The sequence below is a fragment of the Geobacillus sp. YF-1 genome, assembly GCF_052692335.1.
This window is the reverse complement of sequence record NZ_CP199850.1, coordinates 1,291,488-1,318,154: the sequence shown is the minus strand read 5'-3', so window position 1 is coordinate 1,318,154 and position 26,667 is coordinate 1,291,488. Positions and strand designations below refer to the sequence as shown.

Annotated in this window: 31 protein-coding genes and 1 pseudogene; 9 read left to right on the top strand and 23 right to left on the bottom strand. The window is 53.8% G+C overall.

All coding sequences use genetic code 11. The features are described from left to right. Nucleotides 1-63: 63 nt before the first annotated feature. From glpK to ACTVIM_RS06640, 4 genes are all read right to left on the bottom strand, one after another. Nucleotides 64-1,554, bottom strand: a complete 1,491-nt coding sequence (glpK, locus tag ACTVIM_RS06655) for a glycerol kinase GlpK (RefSeq protein WP_445613995.1) — start codon at nt 1,552-1,554, stop codon at nt 64-66. A gap of 67 nt (nt 1,555-1,621) precedes the next feature. Then, complete coding sequence (locus ACTVIM_RS06650) at nt 1,622-2,440, bottom strand: MIP/aquaporin family protein (RefSeq protein WP_445613994.1); 819 nt, start codon at nt 2,438-2,440, stop codon at nt 1,622-1,624. Nucleotides 2,441-2,645: 205 nt separating this feature from the next. Continuing rightward, complete coding sequence (locus tag ACTVIM_RS06645; RefSeq protein WP_445614319.1) at nt 2,646-3,047, bottom strand: sporulation protein; 402 nt, start codon at nt 3,045-3,047, stop codon at nt 2,646-2,648. Between the two features lie 196 nt (nt 3,048-3,243). Then, a complete protein-coding gene (locus ACTVIM_RS06640; RefSeq protein ID WP_033022033.1) occupies nt 3,244-3,495 on the bottom strand; it encodes a hypothetical protein in 252 nt (83 codons plus the stop codon). A 588-nt stretch (nt 3,496-4,083) separates the two neighbouring features. Between ACTVIM_RS06640 and cspD the strand changes: the two genes are divergently transcribed. Both cspD and ACTVIM_RS06630 read left to right on the top strand, forming a co-directional pair. Further along, a complete protein-coding gene (gene cspD / locus ACTVIM_RS06635) occupies nt 4,084-4,284 on the top strand; it encodes a cold-shock protein CspD (protein WP_003251474.1) in 201 nt (66 codons plus the stop codon). A gap of 128 nt (nt 4,285-4,412) precedes the next feature. Further along, on the top strand, nt 4,413-4,682 hold the full coding sequence (locus ACTVIM_RS06630) for a DUF2564 family protein (protein ID WP_033022030.1): 270 nt from the start codon (nt 4,413-4,415) through the stop codon (nt 4,680-4,682). Nucleotides 4,683-4,917: 235 nt separating this feature from the next. Here ACTVIM_RS06630 and ACTVIM_RS06625 read toward each other — a convergent pair whose 3' ends face one another. Beyond that, nucleotides 4,918-5,133 carry a zinc-finger domain-containing protein gene (locus ACTVIM_RS06625; protein WP_033022432.1) on the bottom strand — a complete coding sequence of 72 codons (216 nt, stop codon included), beginning with the start codon at nt 5,131-5,133 and terminating at the stop codon, nt 4,918-4,920. Nucleotides 5,134-5,139: 6 nt separating this feature from the next. Next, nucleotides 5,140-5,805: a ribonuclease H family protein gene (locus ACTVIM_RS06620; RefSeq protein ID WP_144973902.1), complete on the bottom strand. Its 666-nt coding sequence runs from the start codon at nt 5,803-5,805 to the stop codon at nt 5,140-5,142. A 189-nt stretch (nt 5,806-5,994) separates the two neighbouring features. Here ACTVIM_RS06620 and ACTVIM_RS06615 point away from each other — a divergent pair, with 189 nt between their 5' ends. After that, nucleotides 5,995-6,921 (top strand): DMT family transporter, encoded by a 927-nt coding sequence (locus ACTVIM_RS06615; RefSeq protein ID WP_445613992.1) that lies wholly within the window; start codon nt 5,995-5,997, stop codon nt 6,919-6,921. A 171-nt stretch (nt 6,922-7,092) separates the two neighbouring features. Beyond that, on the top strand, nt 7,093-7,230 hold the full coding sequence (sspL, locus tag ACTVIM_RS06610) for a small, acid-soluble spore protein L (protein WP_033022435.1): 138 nt from the start codon (nt 7,093-7,095) through the stop codon (nt 7,228-7,230). A 36-nt stretch (nt 7,231-7,266) separates the two neighbouring features. On the opposite strand, the gene acnA is transcribed toward sspL, so the two are convergent. Beyond that, a complete protein-coding gene (gene acnA / locus ACTVIM_RS06605) occupies nt 7,267-9,987 on the bottom strand; it encodes an aconitate hydratase AcnA (protein ID WP_033022436.1) in 2,721 nt (906 codons plus the stop codon). Nucleotides 9,988-10,221: 234 nt separating this feature from the next. Here acnA and sspO point away from each other — a divergent pair, with 234 nt between their 5' ends. Beyond that, a complete protein-coding gene (gene sspO, locus ACTVIM_RS06600; protein WP_008879509.1) occupies nt 10,222-10,371 on the top strand; it encodes a small acid-soluble spore protein O in 150 nt (49 codons plus the stop codon). Between the two features lie 71 nt (nt 10,372-10,442). On the opposite strand, the gene ACTVIM_RS06595 is transcribed toward sspO, so the two are convergent. Beyond that, nucleotides 10,443-10,703, bottom strand: coding sequence for a hypothetical protein (locus ACTVIM_RS06595; RefSeq protein ID WP_033022437.1), 261 nt, complete (start codon nt 10,701-10,703; stop codon nt 10,443-10,445). Nucleotides 10,704-10,819: 116 nt separating this feature from the next. Between ACTVIM_RS06595 and ACTVIM_RS06590 the strand changes: the two genes are divergently transcribed. Next, nucleotides 10,820-10,966 (top strand): small acid-soluble spore protein P, encoded by a 147-nt coding sequence (locus ACTVIM_RS06590; RefSeq protein WP_011230843.1) that lies wholly within the window; start codon nt 10,820-10,822, stop codon nt 10,964-10,966. A 504-nt stretch (nt 10,967-11,470) separates the two neighbouring features. Here the strand turns inward: ACTVIM_RS06590 and ACTVIM_RS06585 are convergent. Together ACTVIM_RS06585 and ACTVIM_RS06580 are read right to left on the bottom strand one after the other, a co-directional pair. Next, nucleotides 11,471-11,611, bottom strand: a pseudogene (locus ACTVIM_RS06585) (PTS lactose/cellobiose transporter subunit IIA); the annotation flags it as partial. Nucleotides 11,612-12,100: 489 nt separating this feature from the next. Continuing rightward, nucleotides 12,101-12,751 carry a cell wall hydrolase gene (locus ACTVIM_RS06580; protein ID WP_445613991.1) on the bottom strand — a complete coding sequence of 217 codons (651 nt, stop codon included), beginning with the start codon at nt 12,749-12,751 and terminating at the stop codon, nt 12,101-12,103. Between the two features lie 428 nt (nt 12,752-13,179). Here ACTVIM_RS06580 and ACTVIM_RS06575 point away from each other — a divergent pair, with 428 nt between their 5' ends. Continuing rightward, on the top strand, nt 13,180-13,614 hold the full coding sequence (locus ACTVIM_RS06575) for a DUF2621 domain-containing protein (protein WP_445613990.1): 435 nt from the start codon (nt 13,180-13,182) through the stop codon (nt 13,612-13,614). 229 nt (nt 13,615-13,843) lie between these two features. On the opposite strand, the gene ACTVIM_RS06570 is transcribed toward ACTVIM_RS06575, so the two are convergent. From ACTVIM_RS06570 to ACTVIM_RS06550, 5 genes are all read right to left on the bottom strand, one after another. Continuing rightward, nucleotides 13,844-14,716: an IS3 family transposase gene (locus ACTVIM_RS06570; protein WP_011231374.1), complete on the bottom strand. Its 873-nt coding sequence runs from the start codon at nt 14,714-14,716 to the stop codon at nt 13,844-13,846. Further along, nucleotides 14,713-14,967: a helix-turn-helix domain-containing protein gene (locus ACTVIM_RS06565; protein WP_108430427.1), complete on the bottom strand. Its 255-nt coding sequence runs from the start codon at nt 14,965-14,967 to the stop codon at nt 14,713-14,715. The genes ACTVIM_RS06570 and ACTVIM_RS06565 overlap by 4 nt, the downstream gene beginning before the upstream one ends. 165 nt (nt 14,968-15,132) lie before the next feature. Then, on the bottom strand, nt 15,133-15,612 hold the full coding sequence (locus ACTVIM_RS06560; RefSeq protein ID WP_445613989.1) for a CcdC family protein: 480 nt from the start codon (nt 15,610-15,612) through the stop codon (nt 15,133-15,135). Nucleotides 15,613-15,729: 117 nt separating this feature from the next. Then, nucleotides 15,730-16,086, bottom strand: coding sequence for a response regulator (locus tag ACTVIM_RS06555; RefSeq protein ID WP_033023231.1), 357 nt, complete (start codon nt 16,084-16,086; stop codon nt 15,730-15,732). 105 nt (nt 16,087-16,191) lie between these two features. After that, nucleotides 16,192-16,899, bottom strand: a complete 708-nt coding sequence (locus ACTVIM_RS06550) for a cytochrome c biogenesis CcdA family protein (RefSeq protein ID WP_033023228.1) — start codon at nt 16,897-16,899, stop codon at nt 16,192-16,194. Between the two features lie 357 nt (nt 16,900-17,256). Between ACTVIM_RS06550 and ACTVIM_RS06545 the strand changes: the two genes are divergently transcribed. After that, nucleotides 17,257-17,436: an aspartyl-phosphate phosphatase Spo0E family protein gene (locus ACTVIM_RS06545; protein WP_033023226.1), complete on the top strand. Its 180-nt coding sequence runs from the start codon at nt 17,257-17,259 to the stop codon at nt 17,434-17,436. A gap of 85 nt (nt 17,437-17,521) precedes the next feature. On the opposite strand, the gene ACTVIM_RS06540 is transcribed toward ACTVIM_RS06545, so the two are convergent. The 8 genes from ACTVIM_RS06540 to yneA form a co-directional block, all read right to left on the bottom strand. Continuing rightward, nucleotides 17,522-19,300 carry an ABC transporter ATP-binding protein gene (locus tag ACTVIM_RS06540; protein ID WP_445613988.1) on the bottom strand — a complete coding sequence of 593 codons (1,779 nt, stop codon included), beginning with the start codon at nt 19,298-19,300 and terminating at the stop codon, nt 17,522-17,524. Further along, nucleotides 19,297-21,060, bottom strand: a complete 1,764-nt coding sequence (locus ACTVIM_RS06535; RefSeq protein WP_445613987.1) for an ABC transporter transmembrane domain-containing protein — start codon at nt 21,058-21,060, stop codon at nt 19,297-19,299. The genes ACTVIM_RS06540 and ACTVIM_RS06535 overlap by 4 nt, the downstream gene beginning before the upstream one ends. A 122-nt stretch (nt 21,061-21,182) precedes the next feature. Next, entirely contained in the window at nt 21,183-21,395 is a 213-nt protein-coding gene (locus ACTVIM_RS06530) for a YneF family protein (protein WP_033023223.1), read from the bottom strand. Nucleotides 21,396-21,485: 90 nt separating this feature from the next. Then, complete coding sequence (sirA, locus tag ACTVIM_RS06525; RefSeq protein WP_144973881.1) at nt 21,486-21,923, bottom strand: sporulation inhibitor of replication protein SirA; 438 nt, start codon at nt 21,921-21,923, stop codon at nt 21,486-21,488. 399 nt (nt 21,924-22,322) lie between these two features. After that, a complete protein-coding gene (tkt, locus tag ACTVIM_RS06520) occupies nt 22,323-24,329 on the bottom strand; it encodes a transketolase (protein ID WP_144973879.1) in 2,007 nt (668 codons plus the stop codon). A 117-nt stretch (nt 24,330-24,446) separates the two neighbouring features. Continuing rightward, nucleotides 24,447-24,677: a DUF896 domain-containing protein gene (locus tag ACTVIM_RS06515; protein ID WP_033023217.1), complete on the bottom strand. Its 231-nt coding sequence runs from the start codon at nt 24,675-24,677 to the stop codon at nt 24,447-24,449. A gap of 105 nt (nt 24,678-24,782) precedes the next feature. Continuing rightward, nucleotides 24,783-25,514 carry a YneB family resolvase-like protein gene (locus ACTVIM_RS06510; protein WP_445613986.1) on the bottom strand — a complete coding sequence of 244 codons (732 nt, stop codon included), beginning with the start codon at nt 25,512-25,514 and terminating at the stop codon, nt 24,783-24,785. Nucleotides 25,515-25,533: 19 nt separating this feature from the next. Then, nucleotides 25,534-25,839: a cell division suppressor protein YneA gene (gene yneA, locus ACTVIM_RS06505; protein ID WP_033023273.1), complete on the bottom strand. Its 306-nt coding sequence runs from the start codon at nt 25,837-25,839 to the stop codon at nt 25,534-25,536. 151 nt (nt 25,840-25,990) lie between these two features. Between yneA and lexA the strand changes: the two genes are divergently transcribed. Then, complete coding sequence (lexA, locus tag ACTVIM_RS06500) at nt 25,991-26,614, top strand: transcriptional repressor LexA (RefSeq protein ID WP_033023215.1); 624 nt, start codon at nt 25,991-25,993, stop codon at nt 26,612-26,614. Nucleotides 26,615-26,667 lie beyond the last annotated feature (53 nt).

Here is a 26,667-nt window from a genome sequence, read left to right as displayed (position 1 = left end):
CAGAACAGCGGGAAAGGAGCCAACGGGCCGCGCTCCTCCCCTTTACGTCCGATTTTCGTTTGTTTATTTAAACGCCATCGCCGCCCGCACCGCTTTTTTCCAGCCCTCATAGAGCGCGGTCCGCTTAGCGTCGTCCATCTTCGGCTCAAAGCGGCGTTCGAGCTGCCACTGAGCGGTAATCTTTTCGCGGCTGTCCCAATAGCCGACCGCCAGCCCGGCCAAATACGCCGCTCCGAGCGCCGTCGTCTCGTTAATGACCGGCCGCTCGACCGGCACAGCGAGCAAATCGCTTTGAAACTGCATGAGCAAGTTGTTTTTGACCGCCCCGCCGTCAACGCGCAGCGTGGTCAGCGGGAGGCCGGAATCGGCTTCCATGGCGGCGAGCACGTCTTTCGTCTGGTAAGCGAGCGATTCCAATGTCGCGCGGATGAAATGCTCTTTCGTCGTGCCGCGCGTGAGGCCGAACACCGCCCCGCGCACCTCGCTGTCCCAATACGGCGTGCCGAGGCCGACGAACGCTGGAACGACGTACACCCCGTCCGTGGACTCGACTTTTTCCGCGTACGTCTCGCTGTCGGCCGCCGTTTTGATCACCCGCAAGCCGTCGCGCAGCCATTGAATGGCCGAACCGGCGACAAAGATGCTGCCTTCAAGCGCATATTCGACTTTGCCATCGATGCCCCAGGCGATCGTCGTCAGCAGCCCGTGTTTCGACTGGACCGCTTTTTCCCCCGTATTCATCAACATAAAGCAGCCGGTGCCGTACGTATTTTTCGCCATCCCTTCCGCAAAGCACGCTTGGCCGAACAAGGCCGCCTGCTGGTCGCCCGCCGCTCCGGCGATCGGCACTTCGACGCCAAAGAAATGGTATGGAACGGTTTTCGCGTATACTTGCGAGGATGGCCGCACTTCAGGAAGCATCGCCTTGGGCACGTTTAAAATCGCCAGCAGTTCGTCATCCCATTCGAGCGTATGAATGTTGAACATCAAGGTGCGCGACGCGTTCGAGTAGTCGGTCACATGGGCGCGGCCGCCGGATAGCTTCCAAATGAGCCACGTATCGATCGTGCCAAACAACAGCTCGCCGCGCTCCGCCCGTTCGCGCGCCCCCTCGACATGGTCCAAAATCCATTTCACTTTCGTTCCCGAAAAATAAGCGTCAATGAGCAGTCCCGTTTTTTCGCGAAACAGCGGATCATACCCTTTCGCTTTCAACTCGTCGCAAATGCCCGCCGTCTGCCGCGATTGCCAGACGATGGCGTTGTAAATCGGGTTGCCGCTCTCTTTTTCCCAAACAACGGTCGTTTCCCGCTGGTTCGTAATACCGATCGCCGCCACTTGTTCCGGCTTCACTTGCGCCTCGGACAAAACGCTGGCAATGACGGCAAGCACCGAACCCCAAATTTCGTTCGCGTTATGTTCGACCCAGCCGGGTTGCGGAAAATATTGGGTAAACTCTTTTTGCGCCATATGGACGATTTCGCCCTTTTGATTGAACAAAATCGCGCGCGAGCTCGTTGTGCCTTGGTCGATGGATAAAATGTATTGATCCATAGTCTCGTCCTCCCCTTTTCTTGGTCGTTTTCGATCCACTTCGTTTCCTTCGCGCCAGCAAAAATGGTTAAGAAGAATAGCGGCTTGCGGCGTTCGACGCCTTTCCGGCTGTCAGTTTCACTCCGGCCAACACGACGGCCGTGGCCGCCAGCACTCCCCATAAGGCGCCGGTCGGTTTTCCTAAGAACACGGCTTTATACACCAAGCTGCCTAACGCGCCGCCAAGCAGCGGCCCGACAATCGGCACCCACGCATATGACCAGTTCGACGACCCTTTTCCCGGAATCGGCAGCAAAAAGTGAGCTAGCCGCGGACCAAAATCGCGCGCCGGATTAATGGCGTAGCCGGTCGTACCGCCGAGCGACAGCCCAATCGCCACAATCAAAAAGCCAACGACAAACGGATTGAGCCCATCGGCGAATTTGTTGGCGCCAATGGCCAAAATCGCCAGCACAAGCACAAATGTGCCGATGATTTCACTCAACAAATTGGCTGCCGGATTCGGCACGGCCGGCCCGGTGGCAAACACGCCAAGCTTGACGCCCGGATCGTCCGTTTCTTTCCAATGTGGCCAATAGTGGAGATAGATGATGGCAGCTCCAATCATAGCGCCGAGCACTTGTGCCAACACATAGCCAGGGACATCTTTCCACGGAAAATCGCCGCTGAGCGCCAACGCCACCGTCAACGCCGGATTCAGATGGGCGCCGCTGTACTTGCCGACCGCATAAGCGGCCATCGCCACCGCCATTCCCCATCCCATCGTAATGACGATCCAACCGGAGTTGGCCGCGTACGATTTCTTCAAATTAACCCCTGCACACACGCCGGCGCCGAAAATGATCAGCAACGCCGTCCCAACGAATTCTCCCAAAAATGCCGACATCCGTCTTCTTCCCCCTTTTCTTTCGTTATGTTTCGGTTCATTTCCTGCTTTGCCACCCTTCCGGAAGGGATTGGTTGGGCGAAAAACACAAAGACCCACACACTTCCCCGCTAATCAACGAGGAACATGTGTGGGTCTCCGTTTCTCCGCCACAACAGAATATTAACTTACTTTGAGAATACCATTGTTTGAAAACGCTGTCAACCTATTTTTTTGCTAAAATTTGCACATAATCGAAGTCGAGCGTATCGACCGCGTCTTCGATCTGAAGGCGGGTGATGAACCGGTACGACCGGCCGGGGCGCGATGGCGGCAAGGTTTCCGGAATCACGTAAGAAAACGGAATTTCCTTTTTCTCGTTCGGCTTGATCGAAAACGCACCGGCGGCCGGAATGACGGCGACAATGTCATCGAGCTCCTTGCCGTTTTCGATTGTTTTTTGCACAAGCTCCACATCGAGCCGCTCGATCCTTTGTTCCACCGTTCCGCCGTAAATGTGGACGATTCCTTGAATCCTATCTCCCTGTCTCCATAACGATTTATCTAAGATCAAGTCGACGTGCGCCGACCCGACTCCGACTTTTGACATCATTTTGCGCAACAGCATCGTTGTCACCTCGTTTTGCCTCTCTTGTCACATTCAATATTACGAAAAAAACCGCCGCCCGTTTCAGCTAAACGAAAAAATAAACAGACGCCCCCGCCGATGCGGCCACGTCTGTCCCAAGGCGAAAACAAGCGAACACGTTTCTTGTTACCGCTTACATTTAAGATTACCGCATTCGCTTTCAATTGTCAATCAACTATTCGTACACGTTTTCGGTTTCGATAATATAGTCGATCCGGATCACGGGAACCTCTTGCTGCTCCACTTCAGCCACGATCAAGCCCACGCGGTCGTGATAGATGCAAAATGTGTCTTGCCCTTTGCGAAACGCTGATTCTCCATACGAAAGAACCATGTGGTAAATTTTGTTGTCGCTGAAATAGCGGCGGCTGACCCGGCTGCCCAGTCGGACGATCACTTCTTGACCCGCGATTTTCCCGCGGTACATCCGCTTCTCCCCCTTTTCGCCGTTCCTATTCCAATGTATGGCTTTTTTTCCCCGTTCATGACTTTTTCCTTAGATGACTGGTGAAAAACAACCAATTGGCTCGATTGGGGAGAAGTCACGAGGAATGAAATGATGACGTTGCAACGTTTTTTGGTTTGGGAACACTGTCGGAGAGCAGTATTTCTCCTTAAATCACCGGCCTCTTAGAAGGACGGTGATCTCTAGGAGACCGGTGATTTAAGCGGACAAGCCGTTTATCAAACCCGTTTTTCAAATAGAAAAGCCTCGTCGCATCACGATCACCTTTCAAACGATCCCCCATTGCTCAAAAGAAACAACCGTTTTTCACCGGCCTTCTAGGCAACATGCCTGTTTGGCGATGGTGAAACAATTTTTTTCGGAAATTTCCTTTCTTTTGCTTGACGCGGTGACGCCCGGTAGTGTATAGTTAAGTCATCACATAACAGAATATATTTCAGGCATTCAGCATGAAGGCGCACCTTGGGTTGCTGTGGAGTATATTTTGTTATTTGATAAAATCTCAAGGTTAGCCGATCAGGCTAAAAGTATTAGGAGGAATTCAGCATTATGCAACGTGGTAAAGTAAAATGGTTTAACAATGAAAAAGGTTACGGTTTCATCGAAGTGGAAGGCGGTTCGGACGTATTCGTACACTTCACAGCCATCCAAGGTGAAGGGTTCAAAACGTTAGAAGAAGGCCAAGAAGTTTCGTTTGAGATCGTCCAAGGAAACCGCGGACCGCAAGCAGCGAACGTTGTCAAATTATAAGGCTTCGTTGACATAGACGAAAGAACGGGAGCGGAAACGAAAGGCACCTTGCACAGTCAAGGTGCCTTTTTCCATTTCGATGCATAGATTCAGTCAAGAGGCAAACAATAGCAAAGGGAGGTGTTGATATGGCGAATCATGATGCCCACATACATACAGGCTACAACGATTTGAAACAAGTGGAACTGTTCGTGGAGACGGCGGAAAACATGGTCGGCCACGCCACGATGCAGCTCGACCCCGAGATGATTCAGCACGCCGAACGAGCGGTGCAAAACGCCCGCCATCAGCTAGCTCGCGCTCGCCAAGAAGCAACGGGCACAGACGATGATGTTCTCGCCCGCTGCGAACAGCGGCTGGCCCGCGCCGAACATCAGCTGCGCGAGGCGCAGTCATAATCCGAATCGAATGGGGGTCCCAAAAGGAGCGGGATCCCCTCTTTCGTTGCTCGATATACGTGCTGACTGCTTCTGCCGCACGATCGGTTGTGCCGATCTTGAAGGCAGACAACCTTTTGGGTCAGCTCCTTGTTGCGTCCGGGCATCAAGGGCAACGTTTCTTTGTCCGCGGTTCGGCCAGGTCCGCATGCGCCAGCCGTCCTCAAGGCCATGGCCGCGGTGCCGTTCCGTCGCCCTATTGACGCGGACGGGGCGGGGCGGAAAGCAGCATTTCCCCGTACTGCCGCATCTGTTCTCCTACCGTGCAGCGCTGAATGCAAAACGACTGGGCGTACGTTTTTCCGTACTCTTTGCGGAACGTGCTCTTTAAAAAACAGCCATCGCAGTACATTTCTTCAAGCTGAGCGATTTGTTCCAATATTTCTTTCCGTCGGTTTCGCTTCTTTCCCATCGAACCTTACCCTTTCTCTGTCAATTCCATCCGGCTTGTGATCAGCTGCCCGGCAAGCGCTTGGCGGGCGAGCGCGTCCGCCTCTTTATTTTGCTTGCGGGAAATCGGTTCATACAACGGGTCGATGTGAAGCTCGCGCAGTTTTGCCTCGATACGGTCGAGCCAAGCGTTGTAATCGTCTTCAAAGCAAGGCCAGTCGCCCGACAGCTGCTTCAAGACGACGTGGGAATCGCCGCGAAACGTCACCGGCAAATGATGGACGCCAAGCTCCTCAAGCAGCTGCATCACAAACCAAAACGCCGCATATTCGGCCTCGTTGTTCGATTTGATTTCGCTGAGGCGGCGGTTGGCGCGCAGCCGGTAGCGCTGGTCGTTTTGCTTGTAATACACGACCGCGCCGACACCACCTTGGGAAGTTTGATGATCGAACCCGCCGTCGAAATAAACGACGACTTCATGCGGTTCGGCCGCGATTTCTTCAAGAAGTTTGCCAAGCTCCTTTTTCGACCATGCCGTGCCGTTTCGATCCATGAACTCGAGCGCCTTCGTCCGCCCGGTTTTTTCAAAATCGCCCGCGACGGCGAGCGCGTCTTTCGCCTCGAGCCATTCCGAAGTCAACCGCACCGCCTGTTTGTTAGGCGTGACGTACGTCCAATGAATTTGCACCTCCAACGTTCTGCCACCCTTTCGCATCACGATGATTGAGGCTGCTTTTTATTTTACCACACTCGTTCCCGTCTGTTCATCGTTTTCCGCCTCGATCGCTCTGTTCCAAAAAAGTATGTTTTTTTCGGCGTATTTATGATACACTAGCGGCTAGCAATTGCTTATCGCCAAGCCAAAAATAAGGAGGGAATCCAATTGAAGCAGCAAACCGTCGCTGATCTTAGTTTATTGGCCGTGACTTTCGTCTGGGGAGCGACATTCGTTGTCGTCCAAAACGCCATCTCTTTTTTGCAGCCGTTGTCGTTCAACGCGGTTCGCTTCGGCTTGGCCGGCTTGTTGCTGCTCGGCTGGATGGCCATCATGTCTCGCCCGCTGCTGCGAAATTGGTCATGGCGCGCGGTCGGCGCCGGAGCTTGGATGGGCCTCTGGCTGTTTGCTGGCTACGCCTTTCAAACGGTGGGGCTTCTCTATACGACGTCGTCCAAAGCAGGGTTTATTACAGGGTTGAGCGTCGTGCTTGTGCCGCTTTTTTCCTTTGTGTTGGGAAAAGAAAAGCCGACGGTCAATGCGACCGTTGGAGCGGTTCTTGCTGCCTTCGGACTGTACTGGTTGACGGGCGGAGCCGAGCTGTCGTTCAACCGCGGGGATCTGTTCGTCTTTTTGTGCGCCATTTCGTTTGCCATGCACATTATTGTGACAGGTCGGTATTCCTCTCGCTATTCCACCCAAGTGTTGACGATGGTGCAAATTTTTACGGTGGCCTTGCTTTGTTTCTTGTTTGCTTTTTTGTTGGAAGACGCCTCGCAGATGTGGAATGTTGCTGTGCTCCGCCGCCCGGAAGTATGGGGAGCGCTCACCGTGACATCGCTGCTGGCAACGACCGCCGCTTTTTTGATCCAGACGGCGGTGCAAAAACATACGACGCCCGCCCATGTCGCTCTCATTTTCGCCATGGAGCCGGTGTTCGCCGCTTTGACGGCGTATCTTTGGGCGGGGGAACGGCTGTCGCCATCCGCTTGGCTCGGCGGCTTCGCCATTTTGGCCGGCATGGTGCTTGCCGAACTGCCTAGCGTGCGCTTATGGGGGAAACGGTGGCGGGCAAAGCGGAACATCTCCTCATAGCAGGACCATATCGAAGAAATCTTCTCGCTTCACTGAATACCCGGCAAACTGGAACATCTATAGCAAGGGCGGCAGACGCTGTCCTGTATGAAAAGCGGGACAGCTCTTTTCCTCCTTTGCATATAGTTTGGCCGAAAGCGGTCATACTATCCGTGAGCGGAGGTGAAAGCGATGACCAAAAACGGCGGCCGCAATCGCGGCTCGAAGGCGCCGGGCGTCAACCCGCAAGGCTTTGGCCAAGACGGAACGTTCACCCCGGATCCAAAAAGCAAGCTCGAAAACGCGGCGAAAAAGCGGAACACAAAATAAAGCAGGCTTCCCGATGCGGAAGCCTGCTTTTTGTCGTTATTGCTTTACTTTCGCCAGTTTTTCGCGCAGCACCATTTGCAAAATGCCGCCGTGGCGGTAGTAGTCGATTTCGACTTCGCTGTCAAAGCGGACGATCACGTCAAACTCTTTTTTCTCACCCGTCTCTGGGTTCGTCGCCGTCACTTTGACAAGATCGCGCGGTTTGACGTTTTCATCGATGTGAATGTCAAACACTTCTTTGCCCGTCAAGCCGAGCGTTTCCGCGTTTTCGCCTTCTTTGAATTGCAGCGGCAGAACGCCCATCAACACAAGGTTCGAGCGGTGGATGCGCTCAAAGCTTTCGGCGATGACCGTCTTGATGCCGAGCAAGAACGTCCCTTTCGCCGCCCAGTCGCGCGAGCTGCCCATGCCGTAGTCTTTGCCGGCGACGACGACAAGCCCGGTGCCGTCCTGTTTGTATTTCATGCACGCGTCATAAATCGACATCACTTCACCGGTCGGCCAGTACGTCGTGTAGCCGCCTTCCGTGCCCGGCGCGATTTGGTTGCGGATGCGGATGTTGGCGAACGTGCCGCGCATCATCACTTCATGGTTGCCGCGCCGCGAACCGTACGAGTTGAAGTCTTTCGGCTCGACGCCTTTCGAGATCAAATATTGGCCGGCTGGCGTGTTTTTGCCGATCGAACCGGCTGGTGAAATATGGTCGGTCGTGACCGAATCGCCGAATTTGCCGACGACGCGCAAGCCGGTAAGCGGTTCGACTTGGCGCACATCCGGGGACAGCCCTTCAAAGAACGGCGGATTTTGGATGTACGTCGAGTTTTCGTCCCATTGGTAAAGCGGCTCATCCGTCGTTTCGATGGCGTTCCAGCGCGGATTGCCGTCGAACACGCGCTCATATTCTTTGCGGAACAGTTCCGGATCGACCGCCCGTTTGACGACGTCTTTCACTTCTTCCATCGACGGCCAAATGTCGCGGAAGTAAACGTCATTGCCGTCTTTGTCTTTGCCGATCGGCTCGTTGAGCAGATCGATGTCGACCGTGCCGGCGAGCGCATAGGCGACGACCAGCGGCGGCGACGCCAAATAGTTGCCTTTCACTAGCGGATGGATGCGGCCTTCAAAGTTCCGGTTGCCGGACAGAACGCTTGTGACAAGCAAATCGCTTTCCGCGAGCGCTTTTTCCAGCTCCGGCGCAAGCGGGCCGGAGTTGCCGATACATGTGGTGCAACCGTAGCCGACGATGTTGAAGCCGAGCTGCTGGAGATACGGCAGCAAACCCGAGTCACGCAAGTAGCCGGTGACGACTTTCGAGCCCGGCGCAAGCGACGTTTTCACGTATTTCGGCACTTGCAAGCCTTTTTCGACCGCTTTTTTCGCCACCAAACCAGCCGCCACAAGGACGTATGGGTTGGACGTATTCGTACAGCTCGTGATCGCCGCGATGACAACCGCGCCCGTTTTCAGCTTGACTTGTTCACCGTTCAGCTCGACGGTAATTTCCCGCTCCAAATCCGCTTCCGTCAGGCCGAAGCCTTGGTTGCCTTGCGGGGCTTTCACCGCTTCGCGGAACGATGGTTTCATTTTCGAGAGCGGGATCAAATCTTGCGGCCGTTTCGGTCCGGACAAGTTCGTTTCGATTTCCGACAAATTGATTTCGACGACGTCCGTAAACACCGGCTCCGGCGCGTCCGGCGTGTAGAACAAGCCGTTCGCTTTGCAGTACGCTTCAACGACTTGAACGTGATGCTCGTCGCGGCCGGTCAAGCGCAAATAGTCGAGCGCTTCAGCATCGACCGGGAAGAAGCCGCACGTCGCTCCGTACTCCGGTGCCATGTTGGCGATCGTCGCCCGGTCGGCAAGCGGCAAGGTCGCCACGCCCGGTCCGAAAAATTCGACGAATTTACCGACAACGCCTTTTTTCCGGAGCACTTGCGTCACCTTAAGCGCCAAGTCGGTGGCCGTCGCTCCGTCCGGCAACTTGCCCGTCAGGCGGACGCCGACGACTTCTGGCACTGGGAAGTAGGACGGTTGGCCGAGCATGCCAGCTTCCGCTTCGATGCCGCCGACGCCCCAGCCGAGGACGCCGATGCCGTTGATCATCGTCGTATGCGAGTCCGTGCCGACAAGCGTATCCGGGAACGCTTCGTACTCGCCGTTTTCCCCTTCGACTGCATGAACGACGCTAGCCAAATATTCCAAGTTCACTTGGTGGACGATTCCTGTAGCCGGCGGAACAGCCCGATAGTTGTTAAACGCTTTTTGCGCCCATTTCAAAAACTTGTACCGCTCGGCGTTCCGTTGAAATTCCAAGTCCATGTTGTACTCGAGCGCATCGTCCGACCCGTAACGGTCGACTTGCACCGAGTGGTCGATGACGAGATCGACCGGAATTTCCGGGTTAATTTCATACGGATCTCCGCCCAAATCGGCCATCGCTTTGCGCATGGAAGCCAGATCGACGACGGCTGGCACGCCGGTGAAGTCTTGCAAAATGACGCGCGACGGCTTAAACGGCACGTCGATATCTTTCATTTCCGGCGTTCCCCATTTCGCCAAGTTCTCGACGTGCTCTTTCGTAATGACGCGGCCGTCGACTTGGCGAAGCACCGATTCAAGCAACACTTTGATCGAGTACGGCAGGCGGCTCACCTGACCGATGCCCGCTTCTTCAAGCGCTTGCAAGCGGTAATAATTGTATTTTTTACCGTTGACTTCGAATGAAGAGCGGGCGTTGAATACATCTTGTTTCGCCATATGTACAACCCCCTTCACTTCACAATAATACTATACTATTTTTTTGCGCAAAAGTCGAAAAAATCGTATCCATTCTCGCATTCCTCGCAAAGCTTGGCACGACTTTATCTTATTATAAAACGGGAAGGACTGTAAATCATGGATTTCTAATGACCTTCCTCCTTGTTTTCTTATCACGCCCTAGTCGGAATAATCCCCTTGTTTCATCACAAACTACAACCGGAGGTGAACGAAATGGCCAAACGAAAAGCCAATCACGTCATTCCCGGCATGAACGCGGCTAAAGCGCAAGGGATGGGCGCCGGCTACAACGAAGAGTTTTCCAATGAACCGCTGACTGAAGCGCAGCGCCAAAACAACAAAAAACGAAAAAAGAACCAGTAGCGTGGCGGCCGCTCCGCCATCCCGGCCTGCCATAGCGCACAAAAAAGGGAATGTCCGCCGCCGGCATTCCCTTACTCGTTTTGATTGATTTCCTCCACAATGGCCTGCAAGTCGCTGCGAAATTTCTCGAGCTGCACGCGCTGTGTTTCCGAGGCGACTTCGAGCGCGTTTTCAATTTGGGCGAACGCCTCGTTGATTTCCTGACGCAGATGGGCCAGCTGGTGGCCGTAGTCGGCTTGATCGCGCACCAAGTGATCGTGCCATTCTTTCGCTTCCATCGTCGCCTTTTGCGCCGCTTGAAACGCGTCCTGTTTCGTTTTATGATACACCATCGCTCGTCCCTCCTTCGCGGTCGTTCACTACTTATCGTTTCAAACTGGGCGCAAATTATGCGCTGAATAAGCGAAAGCACAACGCCGCATGCTAACGGACAAAGGAGGGACAACCAATGACAAACAAAAACGATGGCAAAGATATGCGCAAAAACGCGCCAAAAGGCGACAATCCCGGGCAGCCGGAGCCGCTTGACGGTTCGAAAAAAGTGAAAAACCGCAACCATACGCGGCAAAAGCATAATACAAGCCACGACATGTAAACATCTTGGAGCGGCGCTGACCGCTTCGGCCCGGTCATAGGGCGCCGCTCCCTTGTTTGGTTCGTCCGGCGTCGCTTGTTCACACCTTGAACCGGATTGTACTTCCGGCGTTGCTTTTGGACACTGGTGTTTCGCCGCGGCCTCAACGAGTTTACGTAATAATATTATGGTATACAAAATCGATTTGTTTTTCTGCCCCCTTGCCTAGAAAGTCGGTGAAAAACGGTTGTTTCTTTTGAGCAATGGGGGGAGCGTGTGAAAGGCGATACCGATGCGACAGGGCTTTTCTATTTGAGAAACGAGGCCGGTAAACGGCCTGCTTCCTTCAATCACCGGCCTTCTAGGAGGCTGGTGATTGAATCGTAAATACGGCTTTACCGTGTCATTTCTCAATTCGAAAAACCTTGTTGCATCGATCCTGCTTTTCGTCTATTCTCCCCATTGAGTAAGGGAATCAGCCGTTTTTCACCGTTCTCCCAGACGATCGCGGGCAAGGGGAACGGCTTACGGAGTCATTCGTTCGTACAGTTCGATAACTTCCGCGGCCAACTCTTTGACTGCCATCGCGGTCATTAAATGGTCTTGAGCGTGCACCATGAGCAGTGTCACAACGGTCGATTGCCCGCCGGCTTCTTGTTGCAGCAGCGATGCTCAGTCCAACCCGAGAGCGAGAGCCAACTCTTCAGCGCTTACCCACCGCTTCCCATTCCGTTCCCATTCTTGCAGCGTTTCGTAGACAAGATCGACTCTTTTCACAGCCGCTCCCCCCTTGATCAACACATTCGCAACCGCACCGGCAAACTCCTGCCGTCTTCCCGCGGAAACGTTGAACCGATCCGCTGGCCGGACACCGCTCCACCGGTCGAAAAGCGCCCGCCTTTGTCAGCGGTGTCATGACCGTCAGTGCGAAAACATCGAGAACACGGTTGACCCTCACGAAGCCAGAAAACCCCGCTTTTTCTCAACAACATGGCGGCGGAACATGTTTTTCCCTGCACTAGCATGAACATCACAACTCGTCGAAGAGCGACTTTCGTAGAAAAAAAGAGCGTCCCCAAAAGCGGGGAAACGCTCTCCTCTTTGTCGGTCGGCTGTGCTTTACTCAACCGGCCATCCTTTTTGAAGCCGAACCGTTTATTTCGTAAAGACGTGATGCCCAATGCGAATCGTCACCGGGCGCGACAACATCCATTTGTCTTTGGTGACTTTCGGATTGTAGAAATAAAGTGAGCCGCGGCGGTCGCTCGGAAACAAGGCCAACGCCTTGTCAACGGCCGCGTAATCTTGCTTGGTCGGCCGAATGCCGGTCAACTTTCCCGTTTTGACCGGCACAAACGCATAACCGGATTTCGTCTTTTGATAAATGACGCCGCGCACCGTTTTTGGAAACTCTGGATGCGTTGTGCGGTTGAAAACGACAAGCGCCACTTCCACCTTGCCGGCAAACGGCTCGCTCGAACCGGTCTCCGCCTGCACCAACTGAGCGAGCAGCTTCCGGTCAGCGGCGCTTAATGTGATCGATTTCTTCTTTGCCGGCGCCGAAGCCGTCCGTTTCCCTGCCGTCGGAACTTTCAGCCGTTCTCCAGCGTAAATGAAGTCATGCTTTAAGCCGTTTAGCGCACGCAGCGATGAAACGGTCGTATGGTATCGCTTGGCGATCGCTGACAGCGTATCGCCCTTTTTTACTTGATAGTATGTATACGAGCCAGCCGCTTCCGTCGTCGCCCCCTGCCAGCCGAACGCCAGAAAACAGGCGGCAGCGAGCGCGATCATCGTCTTTTTCATTCCTTCGATCCCTCCCTAGCTCTACACGTTCCTCCTAGCTTCTTTGTCTATTAGATAGATTAGCAGGCGGCGGGAAGGACGTCACTGTCTATCATTTCCATTCCTATCTAGGCTTACCTTGCGAACGCTTGTTGTTCTAAGGCGGGACAAGCTTTTTTACAGTTGCGTTACAGTTGCGTTACGATCGATGACAGGCGCCGCTATCGGTTTCTTTGTGGCAAAACAGCGGGAGCGCGTTTTGAGCCGAGGCGGCGCCAAACTTGCCAAACGGCACGCTTTTCGACATAATAATAGACGAATCTTGCGCCAAATCCAGTCGGAAAGCGGGATCGCCTTTTGGTTGGAATACAACCCGGCGGCCGTCGCACCCAATGGCTTGACATGGCAAAGGGCGCATAGCACCGAATTAACGCATGGGAGTGGGGATCATGCTGACGGGATGGTTTCTCTGGTTTATTCTGTTTTGGGTCGTTTTTTTGCTCGTCATGATGTCCATTGGCGGTTTTTTCATGTTCCGCAAGTTTTTAAAGCGACTGCCGAAAGAAGACGGAAAATCGGAGCTGGACTGGCAGGAGTATTACATTGAACAGACGCGTCATTTATGGGGGGAAGAAGAAAAAGCGCTTCTTGAGGAACTCGTTCGTCCCGTGCCCGAATTGTTCCGTGACGTCGCGCGGCAAAAGATCGCCGGCAAAATCGGTGAACTTGCCTTGAAGGAACGGGCGCCGCGCATCACGCGCGACCTGTTGATTCGCGGTTACATCATCGCAACGCCGAAGCGCGACCACAAATTTTTGATTCGGACATTGCAGGCGAAAAACATCGATCTCGCTCCTTATCAGCATTTGCTAGAAAGCCGCTGACCGTTCGCTGCTTTCCCGAAAAAGCGGTTCGCGAGCGTAAAAAAGCGCCCCGCTCGTTTTGAACATATCCCTGTCAAGTAGACAGTGTGAAAAATACCCACCTTCTTCAGCTGCTTGTTAGGATAGTGGAATGAGGAAACGTTGTCAAGGAAAGCACTTGACAACGTCTCCTTCATTCCACTTCATCGTTGGCAAGCTGAAGAAGGAGACATTCTCAGCCGTTCGTCTGCTAGGCTGCTTGGGCAATTCGGTATTCCACTGGGCTGAGGTAGTCTAGTTTTTTCTGGCACCGTTCATAATTATAAAAATACATGTACTGATCGATCGCCTCGATCATTTCCTCTTCCGTTTCAAAGGTGGGAAGGTCCACCATTTCCGATTTCAAATGCCCGAAAAAATTTTCCATGCAGGCATTGTCTAAACAGTTTCCTCTTCTGGACATACTAGGAATGATATGATGAGCCTTCAGCAGTTGATGGTACTGGCGGGATGTGTACTGGGAGCCTTGATCGCTATGGAGAAGGACTCCTCGCGCATCCCGTTTTTTGATGGCATCCTTGACAGTTTCGATCACCAATTTTAAGTCATTCGAACGACTGATGCGATACGCAATGATTTCATTGTTGTACAGATCTTTAATAGCAGACAGATACAAATAGGTTCCTTGAAATGGCACATAGGTAATATCCGTCACCCATTTTTGGTTGGCTGCAGTGGCCACAAAATCACGGTTTAACACGTTCGACGCTACGATATTCTCCTTTCCCGCTTTATACTTCGGCTTTTTTCGACGGATTTTGGCCTGAACCCCCAACTCTTTCATCAGTCGGTACACTCGCTTATGATTCACGGTCTTCCCATAATTTCGTTTTATCCATGCTTTCACGCGGTAGTATCCATAGATCCCATTGACCTTTTGATGGCATTCGAGGATCATTTGTTTGATTTGTTCATTTTCCTTTTGCTTCTCTGTGACGATTCCCTGCTGGTTCATCCATCGATAGTATCCACTTCTTGACACACCGGCCAGTTGGCATAGCCAGGCAATCGGATAGGTGTTGGATAACTCCTGAATGATCGAGAACCGCTCTTTCGGTTTCACCTCCTTGCCAGCTCTCGTAACTTTTTTAAATAATCATTCTCTGCTTTCAGTCTTCGATTCTCTTCCTCTAAACTGCACTCTTTTTTTCGAGGCCTTCCCTTGAATGGAGACTTGGATGTCCCGCGCCGTTCTTCGAGCCCTTTTAGACCATGTTCATGGTAACGTTTTACCCAAAGTCTGATCGTTTTCGTGCAGGGAATCCCTAACTCTTGGCATATCCGCTTATATCCCCATCCTTCTTCGATGTACATCTGGACAGCCCTCCATTTAAACTCCACGGAATAAGTGGTCTTCCCTTTCGGTGTTTGCTTGGTCTCGAACATAAACAAATCCCTCCAGTGTTTTTACTGACAGTATGGGCATTTTCCCAACTGTCTACACTAGAGGGATAATATCATTTTTCGGGACGCCATCATTTATGTGAGGACCGGCGGCTTCAACCGCGCGGCCAGCTTCCGATATGAAACGTACATGGCGATTCGCCACGGGACGATCATCGAAAACGCCAGCAAGTAAAACATCCCGCTTAATTGGCGGTAATCAATCGTCCGCCCTAAATACGTTTTCAAACCGAGGCGAATGATGATCAACCCGAGCAAAATCCAAATGAACGCCTTCGAACGTTTCAAATAAATGTCATGGCCGCGAACTTCAAATTTCGATGTTTTGATGAGGAACAACGAAAAAAACAACCCGAGAACGACCGCTTCGATGAGCTCGCCGCGCGTGACCCGGAACACCGGATCAATAAACATCAGCGCGCCGGTGCTCATAAACAGCGGCGGCAAAATGATTTTTTTGGCGTTGGTCGGCTTTTCCGACGCCTTTATGCGCACAAAAAAGATGAAAAACGCCATCACGACGGCCATGAGCGAGGTAACGAGCGTCAAAGCCATCACCTTCTTCCGACAAAAGTAGCTGGACAACGTTATTATAGCAAAAACCGTTTCGCTTGCCTACCACCACGCGTGCCGATTATACCCAGAAACTCCCTTTCCCAAGTGCAAGTCTTTTTATAAAAGGCGGGCGACCGCTTCCAGCACGCGTTGTTCTTCGAAGGGCTTGACGATGAAATCCGCCGCCCCCGCCTCGACCGCTTCCACGACCATGCGCTGCTGGCCGAGCGCCGAGCAGATGATGATTTTCGCTCCCGGATCCAACTCCTTGATCGCCCGCACCGCCTCGATGCCGTTCATTACCGGCATCGTGATGTCCATAATGACGAGATCGGGGCGCAGACGACGGTACAATTCCACCGCATCCTTGCCGTTTTCCGCCTCGCCGGCTACCTCATGATGCCCCTTCTGCAAAATGCGCGCCAACGTCACCCGCATGAACTTCGCGTCATCGACCACTAAAACAGAAGCCATATCCCACTCTCTCCTTTTCCACGAAAATCTTGTAAAAGCAAAACATAAGCGCCTTCATTGCTCGGTCAAAGGCGACATAGCGTTTTCCACGAAAATGTTGTAAAATCAAAACCCGGTAAAGCCGCCAAACAAGCTCGTCGCATACCCAATCAGTTTCGTCATCCAATCAAAATACAAAATCACGCCCATCGCGATCATGACATAGCCGCCCGCTTTCATCATGGACGCGCTATGGCGATGAATCCATTGCAGCTTGCCAAGGAAAAACGACAGTACGAAAAACGGGACGGCAAAACCGAGCGCATAAGCGAGCATATAGAGGATTCCCGACCCGGGATGGGTGGCCGCCAGCGCCACGACAGCCACTAAAATCGGGCCCATGCACGGCGTCCAGCCGGCGGCAAACGCCATGCCGATCAGCATCGAGCCGACATAGCCGGAGGGCCGCTCACGAAACGATACACGCCGATCTTGCAGCAAAAATCCCGGCTTCCATACCCCGGCCACGACGAGACCGAGCGCGGCGATCACCACGGCGCCGATTTGCCGAATCACATCTTGGTAATCGACAAACAAGCGTCCGATTAGCGAGGTGCCGAAGCCGAGCGAAACAAAAATGAGCGAAAATCCGAGCAAAAAACAACCCGTATGCCATAGGCTGCGGCGATTGAGCATCGCGTTTTCTTCTTTCAGCTCGCTGACCGACATGCCGGTAATATAGGATAAAAACGCCGGATAAAGCGGCAGAGTGCACGGGGAAAGAAATGACAAAAACCCGGCGCCAAATGCGAGAAACACATTCAATTGATTCACGGGCGAATTCACTCCTAGTCGTTTCTATATAAGTTGCCATTTTGTTTTCCATCCCGCTGATGACTCTCATAACGGCTTGTACTTATGATGAAACCCGCAATGAAAAATCGGAAATTCTCATTTTGTTTTACGTAGCATTGCTCGCTCTTCTTGTCACCTTGCCAGCTTGTTAGATGATAAAGACGGGACATGGAGATCGGAAATGGTTTATTACAACCGATCTATATTTCTATTTTAGCAAAAATCCGCCCTTTCGTATAATGCGTTTCTCATGTTTTTTGGACAATTTTTCTATTTTCCATTTTTGTATTCATTGGTAAAATAGTATAAAATACAAGAGGAAAAGGGCGATTTTTCGTGCCAAAACAAAGCTTATTGACATTGATTGAACAAAAACGGATGGAGCTTGTCGATATCGTCGCCAAAACCGGCCTGAACTCGCCGGCCGCCATGAAAATCAGCAAAGAACTCGACACGCTGCTCAACGCTTATCAGCGCGAGCAAAGAAACGAGCGAAAGCAAAGCGCCTCCCGCTAAAGCGGAACCGGCGCTTTTTCTTTGCCCAAAAGCGCCCATCGAACGCTGCCGGCGGCCAAAACGAAAAACCTTGCCGATGCCCCGCCTAGCGGCGGGCATCGACAAGGCCGTTTTGCAGCAAATACATTTGATAATAAATCCCCCGTTGCGCCAAGAGCTGCTGGTGCGTGCCGCGCTCAACGATTTCGCCGCGCTTTAGGACGAAAATTTGATCCGCGTCTTGAATGGTGGACAAACGGTGGGCGATCACCAGCGTCGTCCGCCCTTTTCGCATTCGCGCGAGCGCTTCTTGAATCGCTTCCTCGGTTTCCGTGTCAATATGGGCGGTCGCTTCATCGAGCACCAAAATTTTCGGATCAGCGGCGATCGTGCGCGCAAAGGAAAGAAGCTGGCGCTGACCGCTCGATAACGTCGCCCCGCGCTCAGCGAGCACATGGTCGTAGCCCCCTGGCAGCTGCTCAATGAACGGCTCGGCCTGCACCAATCGAGCGGCCGCCCTCACCCGCTCCTCATCGATAGTTTCGTTGTACATGCGAATGTTGTCCCGCACCGTTCCGTAAAACAAAAACGGATCTTGCAAGACAAGGCCTAGCCGGCGGCGGAGCTCGGCGCGCGAATAATCGCGGATCGACCGGCCGTCAAGCAAAATATCGCCGCGGTCAAACTCGTAAAAGCGCATGAGCAAGTTGATGATCGAACTTTTGCCGCTGCCCGTATGGCCGACAAACGCGACCGTCTGTCCGGGTTGAATCACAAATGACACGCGCTTTACGACATCTCGTTTGCCATCGTAAGAAAAACTGACATCGCGAAACTCAATTTCACCGCGCTCGATCGTATACGGAGCTTGTTCCGGATGAAACGGCGCCTCCTCTTCACGGTCAAGAAGGGCAAAGACGCGCGAGGCGGAAACGATCGCCTGTTGATACAGCGACAGGCGCATCATCATTTGCGTCACCGGCTCAAAAAAGCGCTCCAAATAGTTGACAAAAGCGTAAAGCACGCCGATCTCAACCGGGCTTTCGAGCGCCGAAATGCCAAAAAAGCCAAGCACAACCATAATCGAAGCCATATAGATCACATCGATCGCCGGCCGAAGCAACAGCCCGTCAAGGCGGATGTTTCGCATCCCCGCCCGGTAATGCGCCTCATTCACAGCCGCGAACTCCCGGTAGAGGCGCTGCTGTTGACGAAACGCTTGAATGATGGCCATCCCTTGCAGCGACTCATTCAATTTGGCATTCAGTTCGCTCAGCCGCTCGCGCATGTCTTGATAAAATACCGAGCTGTAACGGCGATACGTGCGCATAATGAGCGCGATGGCCGGCAGAATGAACAGGCAAAACAACGCGAGCCGGACGTTGAGCACAAACATGGTGATAAACACGCCAATGACAAACAGACCGTTTTGCACAAACACCGCTAAAACGCTAATAAACATGTCTTTGATGGCTTCCGTGTCATTCGTGACCCGCGAGACGATGCTGCCGCCTGGCGTTCGGTCGAAATAGCTCATCCCAAGGCGATGCACCTTGGAAAACACGTCCATCCGCAACGCTTGAATAATATATAAAGCGAGCCGCTGAAATTCAACAAGCTGAAAGTACGTGATCACGGTTTTCGCCCCGAGCACGCCGAGATAAGCGGCAGCCAACGCCGCCACCGGCTCAAAAGCCAGGCGGCCCGGCATGAGATAATCATCGATGAACACCTTCACCAAGTACGGTCCGGCAAGCTCGCCGGCCGTGGACAAAAGAAGAAGGAAAAACGCAAGCGCGGCTTCCTTTTTGTATCTCCCCATGTAAGAAAGCAACCGCCAAAGGACTCGCCGCTGTTCTTTGGCCGTCAACGTCTGTCCGTTCATGCCATCCCTCCGATCTGTGATCCTTCCACGAACGCTTCGAGCTGTTGGCGCTGATGCATATCGCGATACCAGCCGTCTTCGGCCACAAGCTTCTCGTGGGTTCCGGCCTGCACGATTCGTCCGCCATCGAGCACCACGATCCAATCGGCATGCTCGACCGCGCTTAAACGATGAGCGGCGATGATCGTCGTTTTGCCGCGCCGCTCTTGTTTTAAGGCGGCCAAAATGCGCGCTTCCGTTTTCGCGTCAACCGCCGACAACGCGTCGTCCAAAATGAGCACTTCCGGATTTGTCAACAGCGCCCGTGCGATCGACAACCGCTGTTTTTGCCCGCCTGACAAAGAAACGCCGCGCTCGCCGACAACGGTCGCATAGCCGTCTGGAAATTGAAGAATGTCCTCATGAATATGGGCGAGCTGCGCCGCCCGCACGATTTCCTTTTCCTCGGCCTCCGGTTGGGCGAAGGCGATATTGTCGCGCACGGAAGCCGAAAACAAAAAATGGTCTTGCGGGACGTAACCGATCGCCGAGCGGAGCGCCGACAGCGTGTAACTGCGAATGTCGCGGCCGCCGAAGCGAATTTCTCCGTCATAGCCGTCAAACTCGCGCAGCAACAGACGAAGCAGCGTCGTTTTCCCGGCCCCGGTTTTGCCGACAACGCCAAGCGTCGCCCCGCTCTTGAGCCGAAACCGAATGTCCGAAAGCGCCGTCCTCATCTCCCCGGGATAGGCGAACCGCTTGATGTCGTACTCGATGTCGCCGCGCGGGGGAACATCGATGGAATCGGGAGCTTCGTGAATTTCATCCTGCTCGGCCAGCAGCGCCCGCACCCGGTCATACGAGGCGCGCCCGCGCTCAACGATGTTAAACAGCCAGCCGAACGCCAACATCGGCCAAATGAGCAAGCCGAGATAGGTGGTAAACGACACGAGCTCCCCAATCGTCAGTTCGCCGGTCAACACCATTTCGCTTCCAAACGCGACCGCGAGGAAAAACGACAGCCCGACAAGGAAGCCGATCGTCGGGTCAAAGAGCGCATCAATTTTGGCGACAGCGATATTTTTAGCCACCACATCTTCCGATTGACGGCGAAACGCCTCCACATCTTGTTTTTCATAACCAAACGCTTTGATCACCCGAACGCCGCTGATGCTTTCCTGCACTTTATCGTTGAGTGACGAAAACGCCTCTTGCGCCGTGACAAACCGCCGATGAAGGATCGTTCCGTAGCGGCTCGTCGCCACCGCCATCACCGGCAGCGGCAATAGACTGATGACGGTCAGCTTCCAGCTGATCGAAACCGCCATGGTCGCCAGCACAAATCCGCCGAGCGTTAGCGAATCGACAAGCGTCAAAATGCCGCTGCCGGCCGTTTGCTGGATCGCTTGCAAGTCATTGGTCGCGTGAGCCATCAGATCGCCGATCCGCTTCCGCTGGTAAAACGACGGCGACATCTTCGTAAAGTGTTCATACAACTCATTGCGGAGCTGGCGAGTGAGCTTGACGGCCGCTCCGAAAATGCAAATGCGCCAAGCATAGCGAAGCCCATAGAGAGCCGCCGCCACAACGGCAAGGACGGCAAGCCAGCGAACAAGCACGCCGCGCGTCATCGTTCCATTTTTCATATGGTCAACCAAAATGCCGATCACTTTCGGCGGAACGGTTTCGAAAAAGGCGACGACCACAAGCAGCAACACACCGGTCATGTACGCTTTTTTCTCTTGGCGAAAAAACCAAAACAAGTCGCGAAACACGCGCACAGTCCCATCTCCTTCCTTCGATTGCCGAACAATCGCTATATCATTGTAACAAAAATGAAAAAATTTTGAAAGGACATTTTCGCAAAATAAAAAGACACTCTTCATCGAGTGTCTATGTTTCCTTATTTCAGCTGGTTGTTCATCATTTTCATCATCTGGTTGATTTTCTTCTGCGAAGGCGTCATGCCCATTTGCATCATCATCATCCGAATCATCTGTTCATTGATCGGCGGATTTTTTTTCAAATAATTGATCATCGTTTTACGGGCGATGAAAAACCCGATTGCCACACCGGCGATGAGCGCCAGCACGCCAACGAGAATCGTATCCCACATCGCAGCGATTTTCCTCCTTCTTGTTGTCTCTTTAACCAGTGTACTAAACGATGCGCCATTAGACAATATTCCGCCGCAAAAATCTTCACATTATGCGAATTTTCTCCCTGGCGCCGGCGCGCATAACCAATGGTAATCAGCAAAATCGGCAGCCACCGCCAAAAACGTTGGCGCTAGTTTGGCGAGCGCCCGTCCGATGTCGGCAGCCAGCGCGGCGCTGTCGGCGACAAGCAACAGACGACGTTTTTGGACGACAAGGAGCGCTTCCTCTCCAGATTCATGGCGCAAAATGAACATATTGCGTTCCAAATTTTTGCCGACGCGTCCAGTGAACGATTGTTTCAAGCCGAGCTCGAGACGGGAAAACGACAACCGTTCGGTGATGAACTCCACTTGCTTGCGGCAAATCGCTTTTAACGGCGCTTTTGCGTGTTGATGCTCCCGTAGCAGTTCGACAATTTTTTCCGTCCGATGGCGATAATGCGCCGCCACTTCATCCTTCAACAAATAAATCCAATAACGAACCATGTTCGATCCCCCATTTCCGTTCCATCTGTTTTTATTATAGAAAAAGAAGGGGGGAAAAATATGTCTATTGCCGGCAATTTTTTTCACTAACATTGTCGATTTTTGCGCACAGCCTTTCAACCTGTGGCCGCTTGCGGCAAAGCTTGGCCCAGCCAGTTCAGCCGCGCCGCCGCGGCCCAACAACAAGCGAGTAACTGACGCACGACATCCCGAACGTCGGCGAAGGCGGTTCAGCCGCACGGCCGCGGGCCAAAAAACAAGCCGCCCTTGCTGCGGCGCAAGGGCAGCTGTCCCGAACTCTCTTCCGAAGCAACGAAGAAACTGGTCGATGTCCTCACATCCGCCCAATAAACTAGGCAGTGGAGGTCGTCATCCGTCCGGAAGATCGGCTTTCTCCGCTCATTTTCCAAGCAGCGCTTTGACGCGGCGAACCACGTGGTCGACGGTAAAGCCGTACTCAGCCATGATTTTTTCTCCCGGTGCGGAGGCGCCAAACCGGTCGATGGCTAACACATCGCCCTCGTGACCGACGTAGCGCTCCCAGCCGAGCGAGGCGCCCATCTCAATGGCCAGCCGCTTCGTTACGGTCGGCGGGATCACTTCATCACGGTACGCTTTTGGCTGCGCTTCAAAGCGGTCCCACGATGGCATGCTGATGACGGAAACGTGAATGCCTTCAGCAGCGAGCGCTTCTTGCGCGTTCACCGCCAGGCTGACTTCGGACCCGGTCGCCAAGAGCAGCGCCTCCGGAGCGCCGTTTTTCGCCGGTGAGACGACATAAGCGCCTTTTTTCACGCCTTCATACGCCAGCTCCGCCGTTTGCGGCAACGTTGGTACATCTTGGCGCGTCAACACGAGCGCGGTCGGCTTGTCTGTCGCTTCCAGCGCCAGCCGCCACGCTGCGGCGGTTTCATTGGCATCGGCCGGTCGGATGACCGACAAGTTTGGCATGGCGCGAAGCGAAGCAAGATGCTCCACCGGCTCGTGCGTCGGACCATCTTCACCGACGGCGATGCTGTCATGCGTCAACACATACGTGACCGGCAGCCCCATGAGCGCCGCGAGTCGAATGGCCGGGCGCAAATAGTCGGAAAACACGAAGAACGTGCCCCCGAACACCTTCAATCCACCATGGAGCGCCATGCCGTTCAACGCCGCTCCCATGGCAAATTCGCGCACGCCAAACCAAATGTTGCGGCCCTCGTAGCTGCCCGGCAAGAAGTTGCCGCCGCCTTTGATGAGCGTTTTGTTCGAGCTCGCCAAGTCGGCCGAACCGCCAAACAATTGCGGCACCGCTTTAGCGATGGCGTTGATCACTTCCCCAGAAGACGAGCGGGTCGCTAGGCTTTTGCCCGCTTCATACACCGGCAGCACAGCTTCCCAGCCGGCAGGAAGCGTTCCTGCGATCGCTTGCTTCAGCTGGGCGGCCAGCTCCGGATGCGCCTGTTCGTAAGCGGCAAAGAGCTCGTTCCATTCCGCTTCCTTTTTCGCTCCCGGTTCTTGCACTGTCTCCCGGAAATGGGCGTACACCTCTTCCGGCACGTAGAAATCTTCGGCGAACGTCCAGCGGTACGCTTCCTTCGTCAACTTCGCTTCTTCCGCGCCGAGCGGAGCGCCGTGAACGCCGGATGTGCCCGCTTTTGTCGGCGCACCGTAGCCGATCGTCGTTTTGACTTCAATGAGCGTCGGCCGGCTGAGATCGGCCCGCGCTTCTTCCAACGCTTTTGCGATTTCTTCAATGTTGTTGCCGTCCTCAACGCGCAAATATTGCCAGCCATAGGCTTGGAAGCGTTGGGCGACGTTTTCTGAGAACGATAAATTCAGCTCCCCGTCCAAGGAAATGTCGTTCGAGTCATACAGGACGATCAAGCGGCCGAGCTGTAAATGGCCGGCAAGCGACGCTGCCTCGCTCGCCACCCCTTCCATTAAATCGCCGTCGCCGCAAATCGCGTACGTATAGTGATCGATGATGGGAAACCCGTCGCGGTTGTAAGTCGCCGCCAAATGCCGCTCGGCCATCGCCATGCCAACGGCCATCGCAATTCCTTGCCCGAGCGGGCCGGTCGTTGCTTCCACTCCTGGCGTATGACCGTATTCCGGATGGCCCGGCGTCTTGCTTCCCCATTGGCGAAACTGTTTGAGATCGTCCATGGACACATCGTACCCGCTTAAATGAAGCAGGCTGTACAGCAGCATCGAGCCGTGCCCCGCTGACAGGACAAACCGGTCGCGGTTGAACCAGTTCGGATTGGCCGGATTGTGGTTCATCCATTTCGTCCAAAGCACATACGCCATTGGCGCCGCTCCCATCGGCATGCCTGGATGCCCAGATTTCGCCTTTTCGATCGCGTCGATCGACAGCGTTCGAATGGTGGTAATGGCTAATTCTTCGATTGAATGCGCCATCGTCTTCCTCCCTTTCATCAACATGGTGTCATTTACTATCATATAGAAAATGGGCTCCCTTGTACAACGTTTAATTTCCCAACGAAGCATGGGAACGCCGCCGCGCGGCGCCAACACTTAATGGAGGCGCCGGCGTTGACTTTCTTTTAGCTTTTTCGGCGTGACATCGTTCCCGTTTGGATCGATGACCGTCACGGTATGAAGCATATCGGTCATCGCCTTGCGGAACGCCTGAATGTATTCGCGGCGCAACTTCGCCTGTTCGATCGTTTCTTCCGCCGTCAAACCAGACGTTTTCGCCTTTTTGGCCAGTTCATTGATGCGGTCTAATTTCTGTTTGGCAAGCATCCGTTATCTTCTCCTATTCGTTAGGATGATCGTTCTCCGTTCTATGTTATCTGCTAAAACGCGAAGATGGCAACAATGACGCCTCGGCCGCCTTCCTCTGCCTTTCTATCGCTTCGCAGCGCGCCTTCCTTGCAGCTCGCCCGTATATTCCTGATCGCGCTCGGTGCCGGGCTCGTAGCCGCTGGGCTGTTCGGCTTGCCGCTCGTCCATATATTCTTGGTAGCGGCGATGAACGGTCGCTTTGGACGCCTCATAGCCAAAGCTTCGGAGCGTGGCGGCGATATCGGCAAACGTGAAACCGCGCGCACGCAGGCGGACGATCTCTTCGATCGGCAGTTCGATGCGATCGCGCCCCGCGTTCTCTCCTTGGCGCCGCAAGTTCCGCTCCGGACGATAGCCGCGCGCGATGGCTCGCTGCATGCCGCGCTTGATTTTCGCGTTATGTAGTTTCCGCTGATACTCCTCGACGATCGCAATGATCGACAACACCATCTCATCGGCCTCGGACAGCGGCATCTCTCCGCGGTGGCTGGCGCTGTATAGCTTGACCCCTCGCTTTTTCAAGCAATGAAGCAGCGCCATGCGCGCATGGCCGCGCCCGAGCCGAGTTTCGTCTTGAACGAGCAAGACGTCCACGAGCCCCTCTTCACACAGTTCGAGCAGCTCGAGCACGCCGTCACGGTCAGCTTCATAACCGCTCGCCTGCTCGGCGATCACCTTGACCACCTCAAATCCGCTTTCCGCCGCGAGCCGTTCAAGCTCCTCCCGCTGCCGAGCCAGCGATGTTTCCTGCTCGCTTTTGTCCGTGCTGACGCGGCAATAAATGACCGCCCTCATGGCCATCCCTTCTTTCTTGTTACTGATTGGCGGCCAATGAACCGCCCCGCTTTGATTTTAACACGGGAATGACGATCTGTTCACCCGCTGTGAGACGGGAACTGCGAAGATGGTTCACCTCCACCACCCAGCGGATGAATTCGTCCGGCGATAAGCCGTGCTCCTGTTCATATTGCTTGGCCAATCCCCAAAGCGTATCGCCTGATGCGACGGTCACCGTCACATATTCCTGTTTATCGACCGGGCTGCCAGCGTAGATGAACGCGGCTGTGAAAAGCGTCATCAAAACTGAAAATACTAGATAGTGCACAAACGTTTTCTTCATTTTCCCCACCCCAAAAAGAGAATATTCGTTCGCTTTCCTTCATTATAATCAGGAACATTTGTTTGTGTCAACAAAAAATTCGAACTTATGTTTGTTTTTTTCCTTTCGGCATGATATAATGAAGGCAAATGACTTGCCGGAGGTGCAGGGAATGACGAAACTGTCGAAACGGCAGCAGCAAATTTTAGAGTTTATTAAGCAGGAAGTCAAAACGAAGGGCTATCCGCCGTCGGTGAGGGAGATTGGGGAGGCGGTCGGACTGGCGTCGAGTTCGACTGTCCATGGGCATTTGGCGCGGTTGGAAAGCAAAGGATACATCCGCCGCGACCCGACCAAGCCGCGCGCCATTGAAATTTTGGACAACGATGGCGGGAAGGAAAAAGAGGGCGAGGACATCGTCTCCGTGCCGATTATCGGGAAAGTGACCGCCGGGCAGCCGATTACGGCCGTAGAAAACATCGAGGACTATTTCCCGCTGCCGAAACGGCTCGCCGCCGGCGAAGAACAGCTGTTTATGCTTGAAGTGATGGGCGACAGCATGATCGAAGCCGGCATTTTGGACGGCGACTACGTCATCGTCCGCCAGCAATCATCGGCCCAAAACGGCGACATCGTCGTGGCCATGACCGAAGACAATGAAGCGACCGTCAAGCGCTTTTTCAAAGAAAAGGACCATATCCGCCTGCAGCCGGAAAACGCTCATCTCGAGCCGATTATCGTCCGCGATTGCACGATTCTCGGCAAGGTGATCGGCGTCTATCGCCTGATCGGCTAACGGAAGCGCAACGAAGACGGCGGACGGGGCGGACAAACGTCCATCACCTTGTC

What these genes read in the sequence shown, in the direction of transcription:
- glpK (WP_445613995.1), bottom strand. Translation starts at nt 1,554, where the DNA reads ATGGATCAATACATTTTATCCATCGACCAAGGCACAACGAGCTCGCGC.
- ACTVIM_RS06650 (WP_445613994.1), bottom strand. Translation starts at nt 2,440, where the DNA reads ATGTCGGCATTTTTGGGAGAATTCGTTGGGACGGCGTTGCTGATCATT.
- ACTVIM_RS06645 (WP_445614319.1), bottom strand. Translation starts at nt 3,047, where the DNA reads ATGCTGTTGCGCAAAATGATGTCAAAAGTCGGAGTCGGGTCGGCGCAC.
- ACTVIM_RS06640 (WP_033022033.1), bottom strand. Translation starts at nt 3,495, where the DNA reads ATGTACCGCGGGAAAATCGCGGGTCAAGAAGTGATCGTCCGACTGGGC.
- cspD (WP_003251474.1), top strand. Translation starts at nt 4,084, where the DNA reads ATGCAACGTGGTAAAGTAAAATGGTTTAACAATGAAAAAGGTTACGGT.
- ACTVIM_RS06630 (WP_033022030.1), top strand. Translation starts at nt 4,413, where the DNA reads ATGGCGAATCATGATGCCCACATACATACAGGCTACAACGATTTGAAA.
- ACTVIM_RS06625 (WP_033022432.1), bottom strand. Translation starts at nt 5,133, where the DNA reads ATGGGAAAGAAGCGAAACCGACGGAAAGAAATATTGGAACAAATCGCT.
- sspL (WP_033022435.1), top strand. Translation starts at nt 7,093, where the DNA reads ATGACCAAAAACGGCGGCCGCAATCGCGGCTCGAAGGCGCCGGGCGTC.
- acnA (WP_033022436.1), bottom strand. Translation starts at nt 9,987, where the DNA reads ATGGCGAAACAAGATGTATTCAACGCCCGCTCTTCATTCGAAGTCAAC.
- sspO (WP_008879509.1), top strand. Translation starts at nt 10,222, where the DNA reads ATGGCCAAACGAAAAGCCAATCACGTCATTCCCGGCATGAACGCGGCT.
- ACTVIM_RS06595 (WP_033022437.1), bottom strand. Translation starts at nt 10,703, where the DNA reads ATGGTGTATCATAAAACGAAACAGGACGCGTTTCAAGCGGCGCAAAAG.
- ACTVIM_RS06590 (WP_011230843.1), top strand. Translation starts at nt 10,820, where the DNA reads ATGACAAACAAAAACGATGGCAAAGATATGCGCAAAAACGCGCCAAAA.
- ACTVIM_RS06580 (WP_445613991.1), bottom strand. Translation starts at nt 12,751, where the DNA reads ATGAAAAAGACGATGATCGCGCTCGCTGCCGCCTGTTTTCTGGCGTTC.
- ACTVIM_RS06575 (WP_445613990.1), top strand. Translation starts at nt 13,180, where the DNA reads ATGCTGACGGGATGGTTTCTCTGGTTTATTCTGTTTTGGGTCGTTTTT.
- ACTVIM_RS06565 (WP_108430427.1), bottom strand. Translation starts at nt 14,967, where the DNA reads ATGTACATCGAAGAAGGATGGGGATATAAGCGGATATGCCAAGAGTTA.
- ACTVIM_RS06560 (WP_445613989.1), bottom strand. Translation starts at nt 15,612, where the DNA reads ATGGCTTTGACGCTCGTTACCTCGCTCATGGCCGTCGTGATGGCGTTT.
- ACTVIM_RS06555 (WP_033023231.1), bottom strand. Translation starts at nt 16,086, where the DNA reads ATGGCTTCTGTTTTAGTGGTCGATGACGCGAAGTTCATGCGGGTGACG.
- ACTVIM_RS06540 (WP_445613988.1), bottom strand. Translation starts at nt 19,300, where the DNA reads ATGAACGGACAGACGTTGACGGCCAAAGAACAGCGGCGAGTCCTTTGG.
- ACTVIM_RS06530 (WP_033023223.1), bottom strand. Translation starts at nt 21,395, where the DNA reads ATGTGGGATACGATTCTCGTTGGCGTGCTGGCGCTCATCGCCGGTGTG.
- sirA (WP_144973881.1), bottom strand. Translation starts at nt 21,923, where the DNA reads ATGGTTCGTTATTGGATTTATTTGTTGAAGGATGAAGTGGCGGCGCAT.
- tkt (WP_144973879.1), bottom strand. Translation starts at nt 24,329, where the DNA reads ATGGCGCATTCAATCGAAGAATTAGCCATTACCACCATTCGAACGCTG.
- ACTVIM_RS06515 (WP_033023217.1), bottom strand. Translation starts at nt 24,677, where the DNA reads ATGCTTGCCAAACAGAAATTAGACCGCATCAATGAACTGGCCAAAAAG.
- ACTVIM_RS06510 (WP_445613986.1), bottom strand. Translation starts at nt 25,514, where the DNA reads ATGAGGGCGGTCATTTATTGCCGCGTCAGCACGGACAAAAGCGAGCAG.
- yneA (WP_033023273.1), bottom strand. Translation starts at nt 25,839, where the DNA reads ATGAAGAAAACGTTTGTGCACTATCTAGTATTTTCAGTTTTGATGACG.
- lexA (WP_033023215.1), top strand. Translation starts at nt 25,991, where the DNA reads ATGACGAAACTGTCGAAACGGCAGCAGCAAATTTTAGAGTTTATTAAG.